Origin of the sequence: Agrococcus sp. KRD186, from assembly GCF_017168255.1 — a bacterium.
Lineage (GTDB): Bacteria > Actinomycetota > Actinomycetes > Actinomycetales > Microbacteriaceae > Agrococcus.
The window spans coordinates 2135564-2156041 of sequence record NZ_JABFAP010000001.1 but is presented as its reverse complement, the minus strand read 5'-3'; the positions used below and the strand labels follow the sequence as shown (position 1 = coordinate 2156041).

At 70.4% G+C, this 20478-nt stretch carries 23 protein-coding genes; 16 read left to right on the top strand and 7 right to left on the bottom strand.

All coding sequences use genetic code 11. The features are described 5' to 3' along the window. The first annotated feature begins 25 nt into the window (after positions 1-25). The 3 genes from J1M46_RS10540 to J1M46_RS10530 are packed head-to-tail and all read left to right on the top strand — an operon-like array spanning position 26 to position 1207. Positions 26-565: a hypothetical protein gene (locus tag J1M46_RS10540; protein ID WP_206447757.1), complete on the top strand. Its 540-nt coding sequence runs from the start codon at positions 26-28 to the stop codon at positions 563-565. A 34-nt stretch (positions 566-599) separates the two neighbouring features. Beyond that, the gene (locus tag J1M46_RS10535; protein ID WP_206447756.1) at positions 600-1019 is read left to right on the top strand and encodes a dihydrofolate reductase family protein; all 420 of its coding nucleotides are present in this window, start codon (positions 600-602) and stop codon (positions 1017-1019) included. 5 nt (positions 1020-1024) lie between these two features. Beyond that, complete coding sequence (locus J1M46_RS10530; protein WP_206447755.1) at positions 1025-1207, top strand: hypothetical protein; 183 nt, start codon at positions 1025-1027, stop codon at positions 1205-1207. Positions 1208-1271: 64 nt separating this feature from the next. Here J1M46_RS10530 and J1M46_RS10525 read toward each other — a convergent pair whose 3' ends face one another. Beyond that, complete coding sequence (locus J1M46_RS10525; protein ID WP_206447754.1) at positions 1272-1754, bottom strand: Hsp20/alpha crystallin family protein; 483 nt, start codon at positions 1752-1754, stop codon at positions 1272-1274. A gap of 266 nt (positions 1755-2020) precedes the next feature. On the opposite strand from J1M46_RS10525, the gene J1M46_RS10520 reads away from it, so the two are divergent. Further along, positions 2021-2764: an ABC transporter ATP-binding protein gene (locus J1M46_RS10520; protein WP_206447753.1), complete on the top strand. Its 744-nt coding sequence runs from the start codon at positions 2021-2023 to the stop codon at positions 2762-2764. Further along, positions 2761-4053: an ABC transporter permease gene (locus J1M46_RS10515; protein WP_206447752.1), complete on the top strand. Its 1293-nt coding sequence runs from the start codon at positions 2761-2763 to the stop codon at positions 4051-4053. The genes J1M46_RS10520 and J1M46_RS10515 overlap by 4 nt, the downstream gene beginning before the upstream one ends. Positions 4054-4212: 159 nt before the next feature. Here the strand turns inward: J1M46_RS10515 and J1M46_RS10510 are convergent, their stop codons facing one another. Next, a complete protein-coding gene (locus J1M46_RS10510) occupies positions 4213-4815 on the bottom strand; it encodes a uridine kinase family protein (RefSeq protein ID WP_206447751.1) in 603 nt (200 codons plus the stop codon). A gap of 356 nt (positions 4816-5171) precedes the next feature. Here J1M46_RS10510 and J1M46_RS10505 point away from each other — a divergent pair, with 356 nt between their 5' ends. Together J1M46_RS10505 and J1M46_RS10500 are read left to right on the top strand one after the other, a co-directional pair. Beyond that, entirely contained in the window at positions 5172-6371 is a 1200-nt protein-coding gene (locus J1M46_RS10505; protein ID WP_206447750.1) for a serine hydrolase, read from the top strand. A gap of 56 nt (positions 6372-6427) precedes the next feature. Next, positions 6428-6976 carry a hypothetical protein gene (locus J1M46_RS10500; RefSeq protein WP_206447749.1) on the top strand — a complete coding sequence of 183 codons (549 nt, stop codon included), beginning with the start codon at positions 6428-6430 and terminating at the stop codon, positions 6974-6976. 297 nt (positions 6977-7273) lie between these two features. On the opposite strand, the gene J1M46_RS10495 is transcribed toward J1M46_RS10500, so the two are convergent. The 5 genes from J1M46_RS10495 to J1M46_RS10475 all read right to left on the bottom strand — a co-directional run bounded on the left by J1M46_RS10495 (position 7274) and on the right by J1M46_RS10475 (position 10939). Continuing rightward, positions 7274-7747 carry a nucleotidyltransferase domain-containing protein gene (locus tag J1M46_RS10495; protein ID WP_206447748.1) on the bottom strand — a complete coding sequence of 158 codons (474 nt, stop codon included), beginning with the start codon at positions 7745-7747 and terminating at the stop codon, positions 7274-7276. A gap of 46 nt (positions 7748-7793) precedes the next feature. Continuing rightward, the gene (locus tag J1M46_RS10490; protein ID WP_342384348.1) at positions 7794-8573 is read right to left on the bottom strand and encodes an alpha/beta fold hydrolase; all 780 of its coding nucleotides are present in this window, start codon (positions 8571-8573) and stop codon (positions 7794-7796) included. A 10-nt stretch (positions 8574-8583) separates the two neighbouring features. Then, a complete protein-coding gene (locus J1M46_RS10485; RefSeq protein WP_206447746.1) occupies positions 8584-9306 on the bottom strand; it encodes a Pr6Pr family membrane protein in 723 nt (240 codons plus the stop codon). Positions 9307-9481: 175 nt separating this feature from the next. After that, entirely contained in the window at positions 9482-9760 is a 279-nt protein-coding gene (locus J1M46_RS10480) for a hypothetical protein (protein WP_206447745.1), read from the bottom strand. A gap of 105 nt (positions 9761-9865) precedes the next feature. Beyond that, complete coding sequence (locus J1M46_RS10475) at positions 9866-10939, bottom strand: alpha/beta fold hydrolase (protein ID WP_206447744.1); 1074 nt, start codon at positions 10937-10939, stop codon at positions 9866-9868. A gap of 189 nt (positions 10940-11128) precedes the next feature. Between J1M46_RS10475 and J1M46_RS10470 the strand changes: the two genes are divergently transcribed. The 9 genes from J1M46_RS10470 to J1M46_RS10430 all read left to right on the top strand — a co-directional run bounded on the left by J1M46_RS10470 (position 11129) and on the right by J1M46_RS10430 (position 20477). After that, positions 11129-11497 (top strand): hypothetical protein, encoded by a 369-nt coding sequence (locus J1M46_RS10470; protein WP_206447743.1) that lies wholly within the window; start codon positions 11129-11131, stop codon positions 11495-11497. Next, positions 11485-11838: a hypothetical protein gene (locus J1M46_RS10465; RefSeq protein ID WP_206447742.1), complete on the top strand. Its 354-nt coding sequence runs from the start codon at positions 11485-11487 to the stop codon at positions 11836-11838. Before J1M46_RS10470 ends, J1M46_RS10465 begins: the two co-directional genes overlap by 13 nt. 9 nt (positions 11839-11847) lie before the next feature. After that, positions 11848-12375, top strand: coding sequence for a helix-turn-helix domain-containing protein (locus J1M46_RS10460; RefSeq protein ID WP_206447741.1), 528 nt, complete (start codon positions 11848-11850; stop codon positions 12373-12375). After that, on the top strand, positions 12327-12587 hold the full coding sequence (locus tag J1M46_RS10455; protein WP_241249089.1) for an NlpC/P60 family protein: 261 nt from the start codon (positions 12327-12329) through the stop codon (positions 12585-12587). Before J1M46_RS10460 ends, J1M46_RS10455 begins: the two co-directional genes overlap by 49 nt. A gap of 143 nt (positions 12588-12730) precedes the next feature. Further along, positions 12731-13441 (top strand): response regulator transcription factor, encoded by a 711-nt coding sequence (locus J1M46_RS10450; protein WP_206447739.1) that lies wholly within the window; start codon positions 12731-12733, stop codon positions 13439-13441. Continuing rightward, positions 13438-14607 (top strand): sensor histidine kinase, encoded by a 1170-nt coding sequence (locus tag J1M46_RS10445; RefSeq protein ID WP_206447738.1) that lies wholly within the window; start codon positions 13438-13440, stop codon positions 14605-14607. The genes J1M46_RS10450 and J1M46_RS10445 overlap by 4 nt, the downstream gene beginning before the upstream one ends. A gap of 188 nt (positions 14608-14795) precedes the next feature. Beyond that, positions 14796-15413, top strand: a complete 618-nt coding sequence (locus J1M46_RS10440; RefSeq protein ID WP_342384347.1) for a DUF305 domain-containing protein — start codon at positions 14796-14798, stop codon at positions 15411-15413. A gap of 168 nt (positions 15414-15581) precedes the next feature. Further along, positions 15582-17999 carry a heavy metal translocating P-type ATPase gene (locus tag J1M46_RS10435; RefSeq protein WP_206447737.1) on the top strand — a complete coding sequence of 806 codons (2418 nt, stop codon included), beginning with the start codon at positions 15582-15584 and terminating at the stop codon, positions 17997-17999. A 48-nt stretch (positions 18000-18047) separates the two neighbouring features. Continuing rightward, on the top strand, positions 18048-20477 hold the full coding sequence (locus J1M46_RS10430; protein ID WP_206447736.1) for a phosphoketolase family protein: 2430 nt from the start codon (positions 18048-18050) through the stop codon (positions 20475-20477). The last annotated feature ends 1 nt before the right edge of the window (position 20478 follow it).

The window sequence follows — 20478 nt, the reverse complement described above, 5'->3', positions numbered from 1 at the left end:
GCTCGACGCGAGGCAGCGCGCCGCCGTGACGTCGGCGGGCGCCATCGGCCTCTCGCTGGTCGCCGCGGGCGCGGGACTGGTGTGGGGCCTGCTGGTGGCCGCCCTCGTGCTGGCGGTCATCCGCTCGGTGATCATCGATCTCTTCGACGACGTCGAGTGGGGGCGCGGCGTCATCGCGTGGATCGAGCAGCTCGATCCCGGCTGGCTGGTGCCGCTCGTGCTCGGGCTGGTGCTGCTCGCGGTCGCCGCGATCGCGCTCGGCTGCTGGCTGAGCGTGCGGCGGATGCGGACGGCCGGTGTGGTCGGCGCGACCGCCGTCACCGTGCGCGGCGCAGCGATCGGCACCGGCCTGCAGGCCGTGCTCTCGACCCTGTCGAGCTGGCTGCTCGGACTGCTCGTGCTGCTGACCGGCGTGGTCGGCTTCTGGATCATTGCCTCGGTCTGGGTGGTGGCCTCGATCGCGCTCTCGGCGCTGATCGGCTGGCTCGCCGGACCGCGCACGTGGCTCGCGATCGCGCGCCGCGAGGCGCGACGCGTCGGCCCGCCCCTTGCGGCGGACGGCTGACGGGAGCACGCTTCCACGAGACGGAGGAGGAGCGATGCGACTGGTCGCGCACGAGTTCATGACCCTCGACGGCGTCATGCAGGGCCCTGGCGGCGCCGAGGAGGACACGACCGGCGGCTTCCGCTGGGGCGGCTGGGGCGCCACGATTTTCGACGACGTGGTCGCCAAGACCGTCGACGGGTGGTTCGGCGGCACCACGGCGCTGCTGTTCGGCCGCACGACCTACGACATGATGGCCGACTACTGGTCGCAGGTCACCGACCCTGATGACCGCGTCGCCGCCAGGCTCAACGCGGCGCCGAAGCACGTCGTCTCGACCACGATGGGCGGCTCGGGGCCGATGGCGGGCGACGGACCGTGGGCGTCGACGACGTCGGTCGTCGCCGACGACGTGCCTGCACGCATCCGCAGCCTGAAGGACGAGGGCGAGGGCGAGCTGCAGGTGCACGGCTGATCGTGGTGCCGGCCGCGATCGGCTCGGGCAAGCGCGTCTTCGAGCAGGCGAGCCCGACCGGGTTCGACGTGACGGATGCGCGGGTCGCCACGAACGGGTGCGTCGCGATGACGCTCATTCCGGCCCCGTTCCGCACCGCGGCCTTCGAGGTGGTCGACGGCAAGGAGCGGCTGGTCGAGCAGGGCTGACGCGCGGCGGCGCCCCGTCGGGCCGCGGGGGAGCGCAGCCCGACGGGGCGCCGTGCAGGCCGGCTCAGGTGCCCTCTGCGACCGCTGCCGCTGTCGCGCCGGCCTCGGAGCCGGAGCCGGCGTCGATCGAGGTCTGCCGGCCGCGCTGCTCGACCGTGATCCTGCGCGGCTTCGCGCGCTCGGCGATCGGGATCGTGAGCATCAGCACGCCGTGCTCGTAGTTCGCCTGGATGCGCTCGAGGTCGACATCAGCGCCGAGCCCGAGCTGGCGGATGTAGCGGCCGGCCGGTCGCTCCTGCGCGAGCCACTGCGCGCCGTCGGCGGCACCGATGGTGCGCTCGGCCTGGATCGTGAGCGTGTTGGCGTCGACGTCCAGCTCGATCGAGCCCGGATCCACGCCCGGCAGGTCGACGTTCACGACGTAGTGATCTCCGGACCGGTAGAGGTCCATCGGCATCCAGCTCGCCGATCGTTGCGTGCCGCCGCTCGTCAGCAGGCGTGCGGCCATGCGATCCATCTCGCGGAAGGGATCGAAGGTCAGTGCCATGACAACCACCTCCTCGTTCGCGAGCCGCCGCCCCGTGCGGCGGCCCCGGTGTCTGTGGCAGCCCCGCGGCTACCGCGGGGACGCCTCCATTGTTGGCACTCTTGCCTGGAGAGTGCCAAAAATCTGCTGACAGGATTCTGAGCGTCGGGCAGCCGGGGGAGAACCGTAGGGTCAGCCCCCTGTCCGACCCGCCATCGCCGGGGCAGGCTCGAATCGCTGCTGCGGCTTCGGTCGCGCATCGCAGCCCGACCCCTCATGGAGCCACCATGCCCGATCTCGTCCTGGACGCATCCGCCATCCAGAAGTCCTACGGCCGCGGCGACGGCCGCTTCGACGCGCTCAAGGGGGTGTCGATGCAGGTGCGCAGGGGCGAGTCGCTCGCGATCATCGGCAAGTCGGGCTCCGGCAAGTCGACCCTCATGCACATCCTCGCGCTGCTGGATGCCCCCGACGCCGGCACGCTGGCGATCGAGGGCGTCGACTCGGCGAGCCTGAGCCAGACCGACATCCACCGGCTGCGCAACCGCGACTTCGGCTTCGTCTTCCAGCAGTTCTTCCTGGTGCCGGATGCCACGGTGCTCGAGAACGTCGTGCTGCCGCTGAAGATCGCCGGCGTCGGCGCCCGCGAGCGCACCGAGCGCGGCATGGCGGCGCTGCGCGCGCTCGAGCTCGACGACAAGGCGAAGAACAGGGCGACGGCGCTCTCGGGCGGCCAGAAGCAGCGGGCGGTCATCGCTCGCGCGCTCGTGAACAGCCCGACCGTGATCTTCGCCGACGAGCCCACGGGCAACCTCGACACCGTCACCGGTGGCCTGGTCGAAGACATCCTGTTCGACCTCAACCGCGAGCAGGGCATCACGCTCGTGATCGTCACGCACGACGAGGAGCTCGCCGCCCGCTGCGACCGGCAGATCCATCTGCGGGACGGCCTCGAGGTCGACGCGCCCGAACCCACCGCATCCGCCCCCTCGCGCACCGTCGCGAGCGCTGTTCAGGAGGTCTCGGCATGAAGACCCGCGACGTCATCGCCTCGGCGGTGCAGAACACCTTCCGCAGCAAGCTGCGCACCTCGCTCACCGTGATCGCCATCTTCATCGGCGCGTTCACGCTCACGATGACGAGCGCGATCGGCGCCGGCGTCGCGAGCTTCATCGACAGCCAGGTCGGTGCGATCGGCGCGCCCGGCGTGCTCGCGGTCACGCCCGCGCCCGCCGACGGCCTGGTCGCCGACGGCCCCGCCGTCTACGACCCCGAGCGCGCCACCGGCGGCGCGAGCATCGACGGCCCTCCCGGCATGGCCGCGGGCGGCATGAACGAGGCAGACCTCGAGCGCATCGCCGAGGTCGAGGGCATCACCGGCGTCTCGCCCATGGTCTCGCTGCCGGTGGACTACATAGCAGCGGCGGGCTCCCAGCAGTACGAGCTGCCGATCGACCTCGCCTCCGGAGCGTTCATCCCCGATCTGGCCGCAGGCGCGGCCGTCGACGACCGCGCCGAGCGGCAGGTGCAGCTGCCCGCCGACTACGTCGAGGCGCTCGGCTTCACCGACGCTGAGGCCGCCATCGGTCAGCCGGTCACCCTCGGGGTGACGGATGCGGTGGGCGAGCACCACGTGGTCGGCGCGGTCATCGCAGGGGTCACGAATCCGGGGTTGCTGAGCCTCGGCGCCGAGGGCAACCAGGCGCTCGCCGATGCGGTGCAGGAGGCGCAGCAGACCGGCATCACCGGCGACGTCGCACCCGTGTACCTCGCCACCAACGCGACCATCGACCCGGCGTCGACCCCCGAGCAGATCGCCGCGATCAAGGCCGACCTGCTCGAGGCGGGCTTCCAGGGCCAGACGACGGCCGACCAGATCGGCGCGTTCAAGACCGTGATCGACGTGGTCACGGGCATCCTGAACGCGTTCGCGGTGATCGCGCTGCTGGCTGCCGGCTTCGGCATCGTCAACACGCTGCTGATGAGCGTGCAGGAGCGCACTCGCGAGATCGGCCTGATGAAGGCGATGGGGATGCGCTCGGGCAAGGTCTTCGGGCTGTTCTCGATGGAGGCGGTGTTCATCGGCTTCCTCGGCAGCGCCATCGGCGCGGGTGTCGCCATCCTCACCGGGCTCATCGCGGCGCCGCTGCTGGCCGAGGGGCTCTTCGCCGAGCTGCCGGGGCTCGAGATCGTGCGCTTCGAACCGCTCTCGGTGGCCGTCATCATCTCGGTGGTGATGGCGATCGCGTTTCTCGCCGGCACGCTGCCCGCCCGCCGGGCGGCGCGCCAGCACCCGATCGAGGCGCTGCGCTACGAGTAGCGGTGGCGTGGCGCCGCGTCAGCGTAGCCGCCCGAACACAACGCAAGCCCAAGCACCGCGTTCTGCGGCAGATCGAGCCACCCCAGCTCGGATTCTGCAGAAACCTCGATCGGGGCTTGCGTTGTGCTCGTGGCTGGCGAGGAGCCGGCCGCGGGGGTGCTACCGCGACCGGGAGGCGAGCATGCGCGCGGCAGCGCGCACGCGCACGGGCCGGCACCCCGCATCCGTCAGCGCGCCCACGATGGCGGGCTCGCGCCGGGCGAGCAGCAGGCCCCGCTTGACGAGGAAGGCGGGGGACTTGCGGTGCTCGCGCAGGTCGCGGGCGAGGCGCAGCCCCATCGTCACCCAGCGCGAGCGGTGCACGCAGAGCGCGTCGGCGAGGATGCCGCGGCGTCGCGCCTCGGCGATCACCTCGGCGACGAAGATGCCCTCCGCCACGAACAGGTGCGCGCCGTCGAGCGTGATCTCGCGGGTGCCGACGGATGCGCTGCGCGAGATGTCGTAGATCGGTGCGGTCGTGCGGCCGGTGCGGGCGAGCTCCTCGAGCGCGTCGGCCGCCCGGTCGAGGTGCCAGGAGCCCGGGTGATCCCAGTCGACCTCGCCCGACTCGAGCTGCGGCAGCGCCGGATCGTCGTGCTCGCGGTAGAAGTCGTCGAGCCGCAGCAGCGGCAGTCCCGAGCGCTCGGCGATGCGCGACTTGCCGGAGCCGGAGGCGCCGCCGATGAGCACGACGCGCGCGAGGGGCTCGTCGGTCGCAGGCATGCAGACGATTCTGCCGGATGCTTGGGGCTCTCGATTGCAGTAAGACATGGACAGCGGCGGGAATACCACGCGCCCGGCGGCGTTGCACCCTGGGTCGCGCCTGTCACGCGCACCGAGGTCTGCCGAGCAGCTCGATGCGGAGCGCGCTTGATCCCGCCGACGCGCCGTCGGCTCTGTGCCCTCCGCCGTGGAGGGCTGCCGCAAGGAGCACCTCGATCCATCTTCCCGACGAACCCAGACGCCCTCTGGGGCGCCCCGCCCTCGTCGCGCGCCGCGCCGCGCGTCTGCGAGCCGCACGGCTGCTGGCCGGTGGCCTGACCGCCGCGGCGGTCGCGATCGCACCGCTCGCCGGTTCGATGTTCGCCGACGATGTGGCGCCATTGCTGTCGCAGCACAGCTCCGACGCCGTCGACACCGACGGCACCGATGCAGCCGACGGCGCCGATGCCAGCGGCATCGCCGCCGCTGGCGGCGCGCCCATGCCGTCGGCCGCGCTGCACACCGCCGAGGTCGCGCCCGATGTCGGCACCGCGCGTGTGGAGTGGCCGGAGGGCGTCCGCGCCGCGGCCTTCGATGTCGACGGTGTCGAAGGTGCCGCCGGCACCACCGGTGACGCGGGTGCCCTGCCGATGGCCAGCATCGCGAAGCTGGTGTTCGCGCTCGTGCTGCTGGAGGAGCGCCCGCTGGCCCAGGGCGAACAGGGGCCGGCGATCACGCTCGACGACGACGACCTGCGGCACCTCGCCGACGGGCGCCGTGAGCGCGCCAGCGTGCTGCCCGTGCAGGCCGGCGACGTGCTGTCGCAGCGGCAGCTGCTGGAGGCGGCGATGCTGATGAGCGCGTCGAACGCGACGATGACGCTCGCGGACTGGGCGTTCGGCAGCCACGACGGCTATCTCGCGGCCGCGGAGCGGTGGCTCGACGCGCGAGGACTCGACGGCATCGAGGTCGCCGATGCGAGCGGCCTGAGCGCCCGGGGCGTCGCGACCGCCGCCGACCTGCTCGAGGTCATGGATGCGGTCGATGACGAGCCGACGCTGCTCGAGGTCACCGGGATGGAGGCGACCACGCTCCCGCGCGTGGGCAGGGTCGAGAACTCCAACGAGGCGCTCGGCGCCGCAGGGATCGACAGCGGCAAGACCGGCAGTCTGATCGCCCATGGCCGCACCGTGCTCGCCGGAGCGACGCGCACGATCGACGGCACCTCCGTGCGCATCCACGTCGCCCTGCTCGGCATCGCGCCCGGTGTCGACCGCGGAGCGGCGACGGCCGCGCTGGTCGACAGCATCGCGACCAATCTGCAGCGGCTGCCCGTGCTGTCGTCAGGCGCGGTGGTGGGCTGGTACGACCTGCCGTGGAGCGAACCGATCGCGCTCGAGACGATGACGGCCGTGCGCCTGCTGCACTGGCGCGGCACGCCCGTGCGGATCGCGGTGGATGCGCCGGCGGCGTGGAGCGCGGGCGTAGCGGCATCGCTCGATGTGCAGGTCGGTGACACCTCGCGCTCCCTGCCGCTCGAGCTGACCGGTGCAGAGGCCACGCCCAACCTGGGGTGACGACGCAGGCTCCGTGGCGCAGGCGCTCGCCGACGGCTGCCGGTAGCGTCTCTGGAGTGAGCGAACAGAGCCTGACCACGATCCTGCGCGGCGCCAACCCGGCGGCGCAGCTGCTCGACGGCGAGGAGACGGTGGCGCTGGCCTCCGTGTGGCGCGTCGACGAGTCGCCGATGGGCTCGGGCACGGCGCTCATCCTGTGGCACGCGGACCGCGTGCGCGTGATCGGCGTCGACCCGGCGCTGAGCTCGTGGCTGTCGGGACGTTTCGTGCGGCATTTCCCCAGAGCCGAGGGCCTCGACTGGTCGCAGGTCGAGGTGCGCACCGAGGAGGTCGAGATCGAGCTCGACATCGAGACCGGGCTCGTCGCCCGTGCCGGCGACATCGAGGTGCGGATCGCCGAGCCGATCGGGCAGCGCGACGTGTCGATCGACGACTTCGCGCTCGACGGCGTCCCGCATCAGCTGTCGCTGCGGCTCGCGGCGTGCAGGCAGGCGATGATCACGGTCGGCGGGCAGCTGCTGGGCGGTGAGCCGCGCGTCGACGAGTCGGGCGAGCGCCCGCAGTCGACCGCGTTCCTGGCGGTCGACGAGGTCTGGAGCCGCTGAGGCTCGCGCGCTCTCGACGGCGAGCAGTCCCGGGATCGATCGCCGGCGACTCACTCCTCAAGTCGGTCGAGCAGGCCCGAGTACCGATCGCGAGCCATCGCGGAGCGCTCCTGCACGGCACGGTCGTGGTCGCGAGTCGCGCCCGCTTCTGCAATCAGTCGGTGCAGCGCCACATGCCAAGCAGGCAGGTCGGCCGACAGAGCGACCCACGTCTGGGCGCGGTCGATCGCGTCGTACTCGTGGATCAGGAAGTTGCGGTTCGCGACCGCAGGAGTTCCTTCGCGGTCCGGCGATCCATCACAGCAGCACCGCTTCGTGCAGGATGTCGCTGTCCAACTCGTTCTTGAGCCCGCCGTAGGAGGCGAGGTCGACCGAGCGACCGAGCGTCTGCTCGATCATCTGCCGGAATCGCAGGAACGAGAACGTCGACGTGCCATGCGGCGCCTCCACGAGGAGATCGATGTCGGAATCGGCGCGGGCCTCGTGACGGGCGACTGAGCCGAACGCGGCGAGACGCGTGTAGCCGTGAGCGGCGGCCAGCGCCTTGAGCACCGGGCCCGCTGCGGTGAGCAGCACCTTCGGATGGATCGAATCCAGATCAGGGGTCGCCTTGAGCTGCTGGCTCACCGCCGGCTGCGAGATGCCGAGGCTGACGGCGATCTGCCGCTGACTCTGACCGGAGGCGACCATCGCGCGCAGGGCGAGGATTCGGCGCAGGCGTGCGACGTCCTCATCGTGGCGCGCCTGGCGGTAGGCATCGGCGAGACTCATAAGGGAACCTTATCAAGCGCTTCCGCCGGGCGTCAGGGTATAACGATCAGCCGGCGTCGCCGAGGAAGCGCTGCAGCAGGCCGATGGTGACCGCCGGCTGCTCGGAGTGCACCCAGTGGCCCGCGCCCTTCACCGTCACGCGGCGCACGTTCGGGAAGCGCGCCTCCATCGGCTCGCGGAACTCGTCGCGCACGTAGCCCGAGTCGGCGCCGCCGATCCACAGCACCGGCCCCTCGTACACGGCGTCGGTCTCGGGGAAGCCGCGCAGCACGTCGAGGTCGCGGCGCAGCACCTCGAGGTTGGGCAGCCAGCGCCAGCCGCCGCCGTCGGCGCTGCTCTCGCGGCGCAGGTTCGTCAGCAGGAAGGCGCGCACGCCCGGGTTCGGCACCGCCTCGGCGAGCGCCGCATCGGCCTCACCGCGCGAGCCGAGCGTGCCGAGGTCGATGGCCTGCATCGCGTCGATGAAGCCGCGGAACTCGTCGGCTGAGCGGTACTGCACCGGCGACACGTCGACGACGACCAGCCGCTCAACCTGCTCGGGGTGCCGCAGCGCCGTGAGCATCGCCGCCTTGCCGCCCATGGAATGGCCCACGAGTGCCGCGGGCTCCTCGATGACGCCCGCCACCGCATCCGCCATCTCGACGTAGTCGAGCCGCTCCGTCCAGGCCGACTGGCCGTGGTTGGGCATGTCGACGAGCGTCACGCGGTGCTCGGGTGCGAGCGCCTTGCCGATCTGCGTCCAGTTCTTGCCCTGGCCGAACAGGCCGTGGCAGAAGACGACGGGCGAGCCGGCTTCGCCGAGGCGCGTGGTGTGGAGGTCGCTCACGCCGCCCACCCTAGCGACGCGCGCGGCTCCGCCGGCGGTCGATGGCGAGCTGGCCGGCGGCCACCACGAGCAGCGCGGCCGCGACCGCGAGGCAGGCGCCGACGACGCCGAGCACGCCGATGTCGTAGCTCGCGGGGTCGAGCATCGGGTACCAATAGGGCGTCTCGCCCGCCTGCACCGTGGTCTTCGGTGCGCGCAGGAAGGTGAGGCCGAGCCAGACGAGCGGGAAGATGAGCACCGTGCCGACATCGCGCCAGTGCAGCTGGCGCTTGCGCGGGCAGAGGATCCAGTCGAGCAGCATCCACAGCGGGGCGACGAGGTGGAGCACCTCGTTCGACCAGTCGAGGGTGGCGCCCTGCGGCAGCTCGACGTCGCGCATCGTCGCGTTGTAGACGATGCCGGTGACCAGCATGAAGCTCGTCACGCACAGCAGCACGACGTCGAAGCGGCGGCCGATGCGGGGCAGGCCGAAGTGGGCGGCGATGAGGATGCCGAGGGTCGCAACGGCCAGGATGTTCGACTCGACGGTGAAGAACGAGAGGTAGTTCGCGACGTTGCGCGGCACGTCGCCGTAGCCCTGCTGGCCCCAGAACGCGAGGCTCGTCGTCAGCTGGCCCGCGATCGCCGCGACGATGAGCGCCGCCATGGCGGCGCGGCCGACGAGCAGGGCTCGAGAGACTCGAGAGACCGTGCCGCGCTGCAGTGCGCTCCGGGCCGTGACCGCCTGGACCATCCTTCGAGCCTAGGCAGGGCCGCGCCCGACTCGCGAGACCGACGGCTCAGTGTCGCCCGAAGAATTGCCGAACCTGCGGAACGCCGCGGGTCACGCGGTGCCGCCGGCACCGCGATCCGGCCCATGCGTCTGCGGGCCGGGGCCGGATCGCGTCGGCGCGTGATGGCGCTGCCGGTCAGGGGGTGATCTGCCCTCCCGGGTTGGGCACCGCCGGGCAGTCGCCCGGCCACACCATGGGCAGGAATGTGACGACGCCGTTCGAGGCCTCGTGCACGACGCCGGGCGATGCGGCGCTGCAGTGCGCCTGCGCCCACGGCTGGCTGATGGGGCCGGTGACGGTGGGGCCGATGTCGCCGGGCGGGTCGACGGTCTGACTGTGCGCGTTGGCGGTCAGCGGGCCGGCGAGCACGAGGCCCGTGGCGATCGCGGCCGCGGCGAGGATCTTGCGGATCATGGTCACTCCTTTGTTGGTTGATGCGGTGCGGCCGGGCCCGACGCATCCGCCCCAGTACGCAATCTGCGGATGCGTCATGGCCGCCGGGTGGGGCCTGGCACGCAGTCAGACGCGGGCGAGGAAGCGCGCGACCGCCGCCGTGCGGGCGGCGCGGCCCGACAGGCCCGCCTTGCCGTAGATGTTCTGCAGGTGCCGCTCGACCGTGCGGGGGCTGAGCACGAGCTCGGCGGCGATGCGGGCGTTGTCGAGGCCGCGGGCGGCCAGGCCGAGGATCTCGCGCTCGCGGGCGGAGAGCTCGAGCGGGGCATCGGGTGCGGCGACGGGCCGCTCGGGCTCGAGGAAGCGGGTGACCTCGCTCAGCCACTGCGCCCAGGCGGGCTCGTCGGAGAGCAGGATGTGGTTGCTCGACTCGAGCGCCACGAGACGTGCGTCGGGGATGGCGCTCGCGATCAGGCGGCCGGCATGGAAGGGCGCGGCGCGATCCTCGCGCGCGTGCAGCACGAGCGTGGGCGCCTGGACGCGCGGCAGCTCGCCCGAGATGTCGACACCGGCGCGCGCGATGCGGCTCGCCACGGCGTTCCCGGGCGAGGTGGCCATGCGCTGCAGCGCGTCGAGCCAGGCCATCTGCTGCTCGGTGGCGCCGGGGATGAGCAGCGACGTGAAGACCCGCTGGAACAGGGTGTCGGGCCGCGCCCAGCTGGCGCGGATGATCGCCAGTAGCGCCGCCTCGGCGTCGACGCCGCCCAGCCCGCCGAAGCAGCCCGAGCTGATGGGGGCGTAGAGCACCAGCCGACTGACCCGATCGGGGTGCCGCGCCGCGTAGGCGATCGCCACCGGTGCGCCGGAAGAGACGCCCAGCAGCGCGAAGCGCTCGTGCGGCACGTGCTCGACGATCGTCTCGAGGTCGCCGATGCGCGCCTCGAGCGAGAAGTCGGAGACCTCCCAGTCGGAGAGCCCGAACCCGCGCTCGTCGAAGCGGGTGGTGGTCGCGATGCGCCCGAGCGCCGTCAGGAAGTGCCGCCAGACGGGGCTCTGCCAGTCATGCGTGAGGTGGCTGAGCCAGCAGGAGGCGATCGCGAGCGGCGGGCCGGAGCCGTGCGTCGCCCACGCGAGCCGGGTGCCGTCGGCGGCCGTGCAGAAGCGCAGCTCCTGGTCGGCTCCCGGCGCCGTCGCGCTCATGGGTGAACGATACGCCTGTTAGGGCTCTCCACTTAACCGGAGTCGTGCTGCTGGTGGCCTCGCCAGGGCCGGTTGGCGCGGGGGCGGTCGATGCTGGTGTAGATTCTCAATTTCGGTGGCGCATTCTCAACTTCGTGGCGCAGCCGTGTCGCAGCTTCTCAGTTTCGTGGCGCAGCGCATCCTGGATGCATGAGCGGCGACAAGCTGCTTGAAGCCGAGGTTCGCTACCTCACCGAGGACGACGAGTCGATCGAGACGACACTCGCCAAGGTGGACCTCGCTCGCCTCGCGCAGGCCAAACCTGTCCGTCGTGTCCGGTCCTACGCGCGGCAGCGGCACTACTCCGGGCTCTACTGGTCCTTCAAGAACCGCGATCACGTCGTCTACGAGAGTCGACTCGAGCTCGCAAGGCTCTTGGTCGCCGACATCGATCCGGCGACGCAACGCATCGCCGCACAACCCATGCAGCTGGTCGGAGTCGACGGCTCGCGAACGCGGCGGCACGTACCGACTTCCTCATTGTCCGCGCCGACGACTGTCCGCTGGTGGTCGACGTGAAGCCTGCCCGGTTCGCCGCGAAGCCAGAGGTGGCGGAGGTGCTCCGCTGGACCGCGAAGCTGTGCTCAGCGCGCGGACTCGACTACCAGGTGTGGAGCGGCACGGATTCCGTCGTCATCCGCAACATCGAATGGCTGCAGGGTGCCAAGAGACGCCCGCTGCCGACTGCGACGCTGATCGAGAAGATCCACGGGATCGCCGAAACTCCGATCCCGATCGGCCAGCTCTTGCATCAGACTTCGGCGACGCACCAGGACCTGTTCCGACTCGTCTGGCACGGAACCTTGCAACTCGAACTCGGAAGCACGCTCAGCGACGAGACAGCCGTCTGGACAAGTTAGGAGCACAACATGGACACCCGCTCGATCGAGATCATGCCGGGATCGGAGATGTGGTTCGAGGGCGAACTGGTCGAGATCCGCGAGTTGCGCGCCGACTCTATCCTCATCGCCACGGGGACCGAGATCCGAGCGATCGTGACCCGCGACTTCGTCGCACACGCGACTCCCCTCGGTAACCATGATCGGGAACCTCAGCTACTCCAGCAGCCGACGAATGTGGTGCTCAGCTCACTCGCCACCAAGCAGCGTGAGGCTGTGGAAACGAAGATGCGCGCCGTGCGGGCCGTGCTCGAAGCCGCTGAAGACAAGGAGATCTCCGTGCGTCATGCGTGCGACAGCATGGCTGACGAGCTCGGCATCCCTACTCGAACACTGCAACGCTGGGTCTCGGCGTTCCGCGACGCGGGTGAGGCGGGCCTGGTGCCTCCGGCAGCGTCATCGCGGATGCAGCGATCGCGCAGGTCGGCATCTCGCAGGACTGCGTCGCCATGGTGCGCCGGGCGATTGCCGCAGCGGGGCTGCCGTACTCTGGTATGAATTCTCTGTTCAACCTCGGCCCGACGATCCCGATGTCTGCCGCCTCGCCCGGTGACGTCATCTACTACGCCGACGGCGGTGTGGGGCGCGCGCACATCGGCATCTACATCGGCGGTGGCCGTGCGGTGCACGGCGGCTGGTCAGGCTTCAACACCGTGATCGCCGGCGTCGACATCGGCGGCTCGGCACCGGTGTTCATCGACATCACCTGAGCGTGCAGAGGAGTGGCCCGCCCATCGCGGGCGGGCCAACTGAGTAGTACTGCCGCTTATCTGGGTCTCCAGCCCGACTCGCGGTCGCGTGTCTACGGACGCAGGTAGGCTTGCAGCTGCGAGAGCCGGGCAGGGTGAGGCCAATGATGAGTCCGACTGACCCCGGTCTCCGCGTGTTGGTCGTCGAGGACGAGGAGCCGCTGGCCCGGCTCGTCGCGACGTACCTCCAGCGGAGCCGATTCGCCGTCCAGGCCACAGGTGACGGCGCGGAGGCGCTCGCGATCGCGCGCCAGTGGGATCCAGACGTCGTGGTGCTCGACCTTGGGCTTCCGGGCGCCGACGGCATCGAGGTATGTCGCGCGCTCCGGACGTTCTCCGACTGCTACGTCGTGATGCTCACCGCCCGGGCAGAGGAGGTCGACAAGCTGGTCGGGCTCTCGGCCGGCGCGGACGACTACGTCACCAAGCCGTTCAGCCCCCGGGAGCTGGTCGCCCGCGTGCAGACGATGCTGCGTCGGCCGCGTGCGCGGGCTCCGGGGACGGCGGGTTCACCGCTGACCGTCGGCGCGCTCATACTGGACCCCGTCGGACGCGAGGTCCTCGTCGCCGGCGAGCCGGTGCGACTGACGAGGACGGAGTTCGATGTCCTGTTCGCGCTCGCCAGCCACCCCGAGCTGGCCTTCTCACGCAGGCAGATCATCGATGCGGTGTGGGGCTCGGACTGGGTGGGGGACGAGCGTCTCGTCGACGTGCATGTCGCGCATGTGCGCCGCAAGCTCGGCGATGACGCCGCCGCGCCCGACTTCATCTGCACCGTGCGCGGTGTGGGCTACCGCATGGGAGCAGGCCGATGAGCCCCTCTGTGCCGCACGACGCCGGCGTGCTGCAGCGCCTGCGAGGACTGCGTGCACGACTGCTGACCGCCATCGCCGTCGCTGTCCTCGCCGGCTTCCTGACATCGTGGACGGTGGCCTCGGTCATCGGGCCGCCCATCTTCCAAGCACACCTCCTCGAGTCCGGCGCCCTCGACCCGGCCGTGGACCGGCACGCGCAAGCAGCGTTCCGCACCGCCTCCGCAGTGAGCCTCGGGCTGGCACTGGTCGCCGCCGCCGTCAGCTCGATGGTCGTCAGCGCATTCCTCGCTCGCCGGATCCAGCGGCGGCTGACCGGCGTGCGTCGCGCCGCAGAACAGGTCGCGGTAGGCGACTACTCGGCTCGCGCCCCGCAGATCGGCATGGGCTCGGAGTTCGACGAGCTGGCTGGCGCCTTCAACACCATGGCGGCCGACCTGGCCGGGATCGAGGCCGCCCGCACGCGCATGCTCAGCGAGCTGGCTCACGAGATGCGGACGCCCGCTGCCATCTTGGAGGCCTATCTCGAGGCCATCCGCGACGGCGTCGCGCACGCCGACGGGCCGACCATCGAGATGCTGCAGGCGCAGGTCGCGCGACTCACCCGCCTCAGCCAGGACATCGCGCTGGTCACCACCGCCGAAGAGGGGCGGCTCGCCATGCGGCGAGCGCGCGTGCCCGCACGCGCGCTCCTCAACGAGGCTGCCGCTCAGATCGTCGGTCGCGCCGCCGACGCCGACATCCGGTTCAGCGTCGACGTCGCCCCCAGTGCTGAAGGGGCACTGCTCGACGCGGACGTCGACCGGCTGGGACAGGTGCTCACCAACCTGCTGGACAATGCGCTGCGGCACACGCCCTCGGGAGGCAGCGTGCGCCTCGGTGCAGTCCGCGTCGGCGACCGACTTCGGATCACCGTGCGCGACGACGGGGAGGGCATCTCCCCGGAGCACCTGCCGCGCATCTTCGATCGCTTCTACCGCGTCGATACCGCGCGCGACCGGGCGCACGGCGGCTCGGGGGTCGGGCTGTCGATCGTCCGGTCGATCACGGAGGCCCACGGCGGCTCCGTCACCGCCCGCAGCGACGGGCCCGCCCGCGGAACCGTGCTCGTCGTAGAGCTGCCGGTGGTGACCGACCGCGCAACGGGCGATGCCGCCGGGACCGCATGATGAAGGTTCTGTGAATACGGCGTCCCGGGGCACGGCTGGTTCCCGATCCGCGATAGACATGAGAGTGAAGCTCGGTGCGGGCGCCCTGGGGGCCGCCGCGGTGGACCGCGTGCAGCCTCGCGGACCCGCTACGCGCTTCGGTTGTGCGGACAACCCGCGCTGCGAATGCCTGTCAAGGAGAGATGAAGATGATGAAGAACATGCGCAAGCTCGGTGTCGTCACGGGCACCGCCATCGCGGTGAGCCTCACGCTCGCCGCGTGCAGCGGCGGGGCGAGCACGACGCCGAGCGCGGCACCGACGAGTGCCGCGTCGACGGCGCCGGCAGCTGGGGACGCCAGCGAGGCCCACAACGACGCGGACACGATGTTCGCCCAGATGATGATCGTCCACCACGAGGGTGCCATCGAGATGGCTGACCTGGCCGTCGAGCAGGCGGAGAGCGATGAGGTCCGTTCCCTCGCGGAGGGCATCTCCGCGGCCCAGGGGCCGGAGATCGAGAAGATGACCTCCTGGCTCGAGGCCTGGGGCGAGGAGACCGCGCCCATGGGCGGGATGGACATGGGCATGGACATGGAGGGCATGAGCCAGGAAGAGGCCATGGCGGACCTTGAGAGCCTCTCGGGGGGCGACTTCGACCGCCGCTTCCTCGAGCTCATGGTGGCGCACCACAAGGGCGCCGTGGAGATGGCCCAGTCCGAGCTGCAGGATGGCGAGAACCCCGAGGCGCTCGAGCTGGCCGAGCAGATCGTCGCGGACCAGGAGGCGGAGATCGCCGAGATGGAGCAGCTGCTCTCGGCGCTCTGACGCGACAGGGCGATCCCTCGGCCCGTCGCGCCATTCGAGCCGCTGCAGGCTGAGCCGGCCAGCAGCAGTCGACCGCCCACCGTCGACTGCTGCTGGCATACTCACGATCGGGGCGCAGTCCCGAGTGATGCAGGACCCCACGACCGATGCTTGAGGGGAACGGGCGCTATGAGTGACAAGACGCAGACCGCCGTGATGGAAGTGGCGGGTGTCCACTGGGCCTCGTCGAAGTCGATCGCGGAGGCGAGCCTCTCCCGTCGGCCGGGCGTGGTGAGCGTGGAAGCGAATCCCGTCTCGCAGAGCGCGAACGTCACCTTCGACCCTAAGGTGACATCGATCGCTGACCTGACCGAGTGGATCCGCGACTGCGGCTATCACTGCTCCGGCCAGTCCGTGCCGGACCACATCTGCGATCCGATGGAGGACGGCGCGGGCGCTGAGCGGGCCGACGGCTCGGCCCACGCCGGTCATGCCGACATGGGGCCGGTCGGCGAGCGCCAGCCCGTCGCCCGCGACGCGCAGGAGGTCATGGGTCACGGAGGCGGTCACGGCGTGTCGATGGAGTCGATGATCCGCGACATGCGGAATCGGTTCCTGGTCGCGGCGATCCTGTCGGTGCCGATCACCCTGTGGTCGCCCATCGGACGTGAGGTCCTCGGCTTCAGCGTCCCGGCGCCGTTCGGCCTGCGCGACGACGTCTTCATGCTCGTCCTGTCGCTGCCGGTGATCTTCTACTCGGCGTGGATCTTCTTCGACGGTGCCTACCGGGCGCTGAGGGCGCGGACGCTCGACATGATGGTCCTCGTGGCCGTCGGCGTGGGGGCAGGGTGGGTCTACAGCCTCCTCGTCACGCTGACCGGCGGCGGCGACGTCTTCTACGAGGCCGCCACCGTCCTGGCGACGTTCGTGCTGCTGGGCCACTGGGTGGAGATGCGAGCCAGGGGCGGGGCCAACGACGCGGTGCGCACGCTGCTGGAGCTGGCGCCCTCGAAGGCTCTGGTGATCCGCGACGGAGAGACCATCGAGCTCCCGACCGCCGAGGTGATGCCTGGGGACCTGATGCTGGTGCGCCCCGGCTCGAAGATCCCCACGGACGGCGTGGTCGAGATGGGCGAGTCGGAGATCGACGAATCCATGGTGACGGGCGAGAGCCTCCCGGTCGCCAAGTCCGCAGGATCCGGGGTGATCGGAGCCTCGGTGAACACCACCGGGACCCTGCGGGTCCGGGCGACGAAGGTCGGCGCGGACACCGCCCTGGCGCAGATCGTCGCCCTCGTCCAGGAGGCCCAGAACTCGAAGGCCCCGGGCCAGAAGCTGGCGGACCGCGCAGCGTTCTGGCTCGTGCTCGTGGCGCTGATCGGAGGGTCGGCCACGTTCCTCACGTGGTGGCTCGCCGGCGCGGGCGTTCCGCAGGCCATCCTCTTCGCGATCACCGTCGTGGTCATCACCTGTCCCGATGCCCTGGGCCTGGCCACGCCGACGGCGATCATGGTCGGCACGGGTCTCGGTGCCAAGCGCGGCGTCCTGTTCAAGAATGCCACCGCACTGGAGGCCGCGGCCGGCGTCGACGTCGTGGTGATGGACAAGACGGGCACCCTGACCAAGGGTGAGCCGGAAGTCACGGACTTCATCGCGCATGGCATCGACGAGGACGAGCTGCTGGCCCTTGTCGCCGCGGTCGAACGCGAGTCGGAGCATCCGCTGGCCGGCGCCGTTGTCAACTTTGCCGCCGCCCGTAGCGTCCGCTCGACGGCTGCCACTGCGTTCCGGAACGTTCCCGGGCACGGCGCCGGGGCGACCGTGCACGGCAGGAAGGTCTTCGTCGGCAACCGGAAGCTGATGGTCGCCGAAGGCATCGACCTGGCACCCGTGGACGAGGAGCGGAAGGCGCTCGCCTCGACCGGCCGTACTGCGGTGCTCGTCGCTGTCGACGGCAAGGCCGCTGGCGTCATCGCCCTGGCCGATGCCGCCCGCGAGACCGCCGCCCCCGCTGTGGCGGCCCTGCACGCGGCCGGCATCGAGGTCGTCATGCTGACGGGCGACAACGAGGCGACCGCGAAGCGGATCGCCTCGCAGCTCGGCATCGACACCGTCATCGCGGAGGTGCTGCCCGGCGAGAAGTCAGTCAAGGTTGCAGAGCTGCGGAAGGCCGGCAAGCGGGTCGCGATGGTCGGGGACGGCGTGAACGACGCCCCCGCGCTGGCCCAGGCAGACCTGGGCATCGCCATCGGCGCCGGCACCGACGTGGCGATCGAGACCGCCGATGTCGTGCTGATGCGCTCCGACCCGCTGGATGTCCCGATCGCGCTGACCATCGGCAAGGGCACGGTGCGCAAGATGCGACAGAACCTGGCCTGGGCGATCGGGTACAACGTCATCGCGCTGCCGATCGCCGCTGGCGTCTTTTACCCCGCCTTCGGGCTCATGCTCAGCCCCGAGATCGCCGCGATCTCCATGTCGGGTTCCAGCGTCATCGTCGCCGTGAACGCGCTCCTGCTGAAGCGCTTGCGCCTGCCGGAGCCGGGGGAAGCCGCCGACAGCGCGAAGCAGGGTCAGCCGCTTCCGGAGCCCAGCGGCGTACGGTAGCCGTTCCAGCACCGTGACGACCGAATATCCGCAGAGGCAGGAGATCTCATGAATGTTCAGGGCGAGCCCCGTCCGGTACCCGTCCTCGACCCCCAGCAGCTGGATCGCATCCACGCCTGGTGGCGGGCGGCCAACTACCTGTCGGTGGGACAGATCTACCTGATGGACAATCCGCTGCTCCGCGAGCCGCTGCTGCCGGAGCATGTCAAGCCGCGACTGCTGGGCCACTGGGGAACCACCCCGGGACTGAACTTCATCTACGCGCACCTGAACCGGGCGATCATGGAGCGCGACCTGGACACGATCTACATCATGGGCCCCGGGCATGGCGGACCCGGCCCCGTGGCGGCGGCTTGGCTCGAGGGCACCTACAGCGAGACCTACCCGAACGTCTCGCAGGACGCCGTCGGGATGATGCGGCTGTTCCACCAGTTCTCGTTCCCCGGCGGCATTCCCAGCCACGTCGCCCCCGAGACCCCTGGCTCGATCCACGAAGGCGGGGAACTGGGGTACGCCCTCTCCCACGCGTATGGGGCGGCGTTCGACAACCCGGAGCTGATCGTCGCCGCCGTCATCGGGGACGGCGAGGCCGAGACCGGTCCACTGGCCGCGAGCTGGCATTCGAACAAGTTCATCAACCCGGTCCGCGACGGCACGGTGCTGCCGATCCTGCACCTGAACGGCTACAAGATCGCCAACCCGACGGTGCTGGACCGGATCGACCGGGATGAGCTGGACAGCCTGCTGCGGGGCTACGGCCACACGCCGTACTACGTGGAGGGTGATGATCCGGAACAGATGCACCAGGACTTCGCCAGGACCCTGGACGCCAGCCTGGACGAGATCGCAGAGATCAAGCGCCGGGCCAGCGAAGAGGGCAGGGACGAGCGTCCCCGCTGGCCGATGATCGTGCTGAGGTCGCCGAAGGGGTGGACGGGACCCGCCGACGTGGACGGGAAGAAGGTCGAAGGCTCCTGGCGCTCCCACCAGGTGCCCTTCAGCGCTGCACGCGAGAACGACGGTCACCGACAGGTGCTGGAGGACTGGCTGCGCAGTTACCGGCCCGAGGAGCTCTTCGACGAGAGCGGCGCTCCGGTGGAAGCGATCCGCACCCTGCACCCGGAGGGCATCCGACGCATGAGTGCCAACCCGCACGCCAACGGCGGCGTACTGCTGCGGGAGCTGCGGATGCCGGGCTTCCGCGACTACGCCGTTCCTGTGACGGAGCCGGGCACCGGGGCGGTCGAGTCCACGCGTGTGCTGGGGGAGATGCTGCGAGATGTGATGGCACTGAACTCGGACAACTTCCGGGTCTTCGCCCCGGATGAGAACAACTCCAACCGGTTGGGCGCGGTGCTGGAAGCGACGGACCGGACATGGAACGCGCGGACGGTGCCGGAGGACGATCATCTGGCCCGAGACGGGCGCGTCATGGAGATACTGTCCGAGCACACCTGTCAGGGCTGGCTCGAAGGCTATCTGCTGACCGGGCGACACGGGTTCTTCTCGTGCTACGAGGCGTTCGTGCACATCGTCGACTCGATGTTCAACCAGCACGCCAAGTGGCTGGACACCGCCAACGGCATCGAATGGCGCCGACCGGTCGCATCGTTGAACTACCTTCTGACCTCCCACGTCTGGCGGCAGGACCACAACGGCTTCTCGCACCAGGATCCGGGCTTCATCGACCATGTGATCAACAAGAAGCCCGAAGTGATCCGCGTCTACCTGCCGCCGGACGCCAACACGCTGCTGTCCGTCGCCGACCACTGCCTGCGGAGCCGCCAGTACGTCAACGTGATCGTGGCGGGCAAGCAGCCGCAACTGCAGTACCTCGACATGGACTCCGCCGTCGTGCACTGCACCAAGGGGATCGGCATCTGGGACTGGGCGAGTTCGGATGCGGACGCCGAACCCGACATCGTGATGGCCTGCGCCGGGGACGTGCCGACGATGGAGACCCTTGCGGCCGTCGACATCCTGCGCACGCGCTTCCCCGACCTGCGGATCCGGGTGGTCAACGTCGTGGACCTGATGCGGCTGCAGGATGACGCGGAGAATCCGCACGGCCTGACGGACCGCGACTTCGACGCGCTCTTCACCGCAGACGCGCCGGTGATCTTCGCCTACCACGGCTACCCGTGGCTGATCCACCGGCTCACCTACCGGCGCACCAACCATCACAACTTCCATGTCCGCGGATACAAGGAGGAAGGAACCACCACCACCCCGTTCGACATGTGCGTGCTCAACCAGATCGATCGGTTCAACCTGGCCATCGACGTCATCGACCGGGTGCCGCGGCTGCGTGGCACCTCCGCCCACGTGCGCGAGGAGCTGAAGGACAAGCTGCTCGAGCACCGCCAGTACATCCGCGTCCACGGAGAAGACATGCCCGAGATCAGGAACTGGCAGTGGTCGCCGGCGGCGGGGCCCGCCAACCAGCCGCCGAACGAACCCCTGGAGGAGCCCGTCTAGC

What these genes read in the sequence shown, in the direction of transcription:
- J1M46_RS10470 (WP_206447743.1), top strand. Translation starts at nt 11,129, where the DNA reads ATGAGCGGCGACAAGCTGCTTGAAGCCGAGGTTCGCTACCTCACCGAG.
- J1M46_RS10435 (WP_206447737.1), top strand. Translation starts at nt 15,582, where the DNA reads ATGAGTGACAAGACGCAGACCGCCGTGATGGAAGTGGCGGGTGTCCAC.
- J1M46_RS10445 (WP_206447738.1), top strand. Translation starts at nt 13,438, where the DNA reads ATGAGCCCCTCTGTGCCGCACGACGCCGGCGTGCTGCAGCGCCTGCGA.
- J1M46_RS10430 (WP_206447736.1), top strand. Translation starts at nt 18,048, where the DNA reads ATGAATGTTCAGGGCGAGCCCCGTCCGGTACCCGTCCTCGACCCCCAG.
- J1M46_RS10475 (WP_206447744.1), bottom strand. Translation starts at nt 10,939, where the DNA reads ATGAGCGCGACGGCGCCGGGAGCCGACCAGGAGCTGCGCTTCTGCACG.
- J1M46_RS10515 (WP_206447752.1), top strand. Translation starts at nt 2,761, where the DNA reads ATGAAGACCCGCGACGTCATCGCCTCGGCGGTGCAGAACACCTTCCGC.
- J1M46_RS10495 (WP_206447748.1), bottom strand. Translation starts at nt 7,747, where the DNA reads ATGAGTCTCGCCGATGCCTACCGCCAGGCGCGCCACGATGAGGACGTC.
- J1M46_RS10450 (WP_206447739.1), top strand. Translation starts at nt 12,731, where the DNA reads ATGATGAGTCCGACTGACCCCGGTCTCCGCGTGTTGGTCGTCGAGGAC.
- J1M46_RS10460 (WP_206447741.1), top strand. Translation starts at nt 11,848, where the DNA reads ATGGACACCCGCTCGATCGAGATCATGCCGGGATCGGAGATGTGGTTC.
- J1M46_RS10520 (WP_206447753.1), top strand. Translation starts at nt 2,021, where the DNA reads ATGCCCGATCTCGTCCTGGACGCATCCGCCATCCAGAAGTCCTACGGC.
- J1M46_RS10455 (WP_241249089.1), top strand. Translation starts at nt 12,327, where the DNA reads ATGGTGCGCCGGGCGATTGCCGCAGCGGGGCTGCCGTACTCTGGTATG.
- J1M46_RS10480 (WP_206447745.1), bottom strand. Translation starts at nt 9,760, where the DNA reads ATGATCCGCAAGATCCTCGCCGCGGCCGCGATCGCCACGGGCCTCGTG.
- J1M46_RS10485 (WP_206447746.1), bottom strand. Translation starts at nt 9,306, where the DNA reads ATGGTCCAGGCGGTCACGGCCCGGAGCGCACTGCAGCGCGGCACGGTC.
- J1M46_RS10535 (WP_206447756.1), top strand. Translation starts at nt 600, where the DNA reads ATGCGACTGGTCGCGCACGAGTTCATGACCCTCGACGGCGTCATGCAG.
- J1M46_RS10440 (WP_342384347.1), top strand. Translation starts at nt 14,796, where the DNA reads ATGATGAAGAACATGCGCAAGCTCGGTGTCGTCACGGGCACCGCCATC.
- J1M46_RS10525 (WP_206447754.1), bottom strand. Translation starts at nt 1,754, where the DNA reads ATGGCACTGACCTTCGATCCCTTCCGCGAGATGGATCGCATGGCCGCA.
- J1M46_RS10505 (WP_206447750.1), top strand. Translation starts at nt 5,172, where the DNA reads ATGTTCGCCGACGATGTGGCGCCATTGCTGTCGCAGCACAGCTCCGAC.
- J1M46_RS10510 (WP_206447751.1), bottom strand. Translation starts at nt 4,815, where the DNA reads ATGCCTGCGACCGACGAGCCCCTCGCGCGCGTCGTGCTCATCGGCGGC.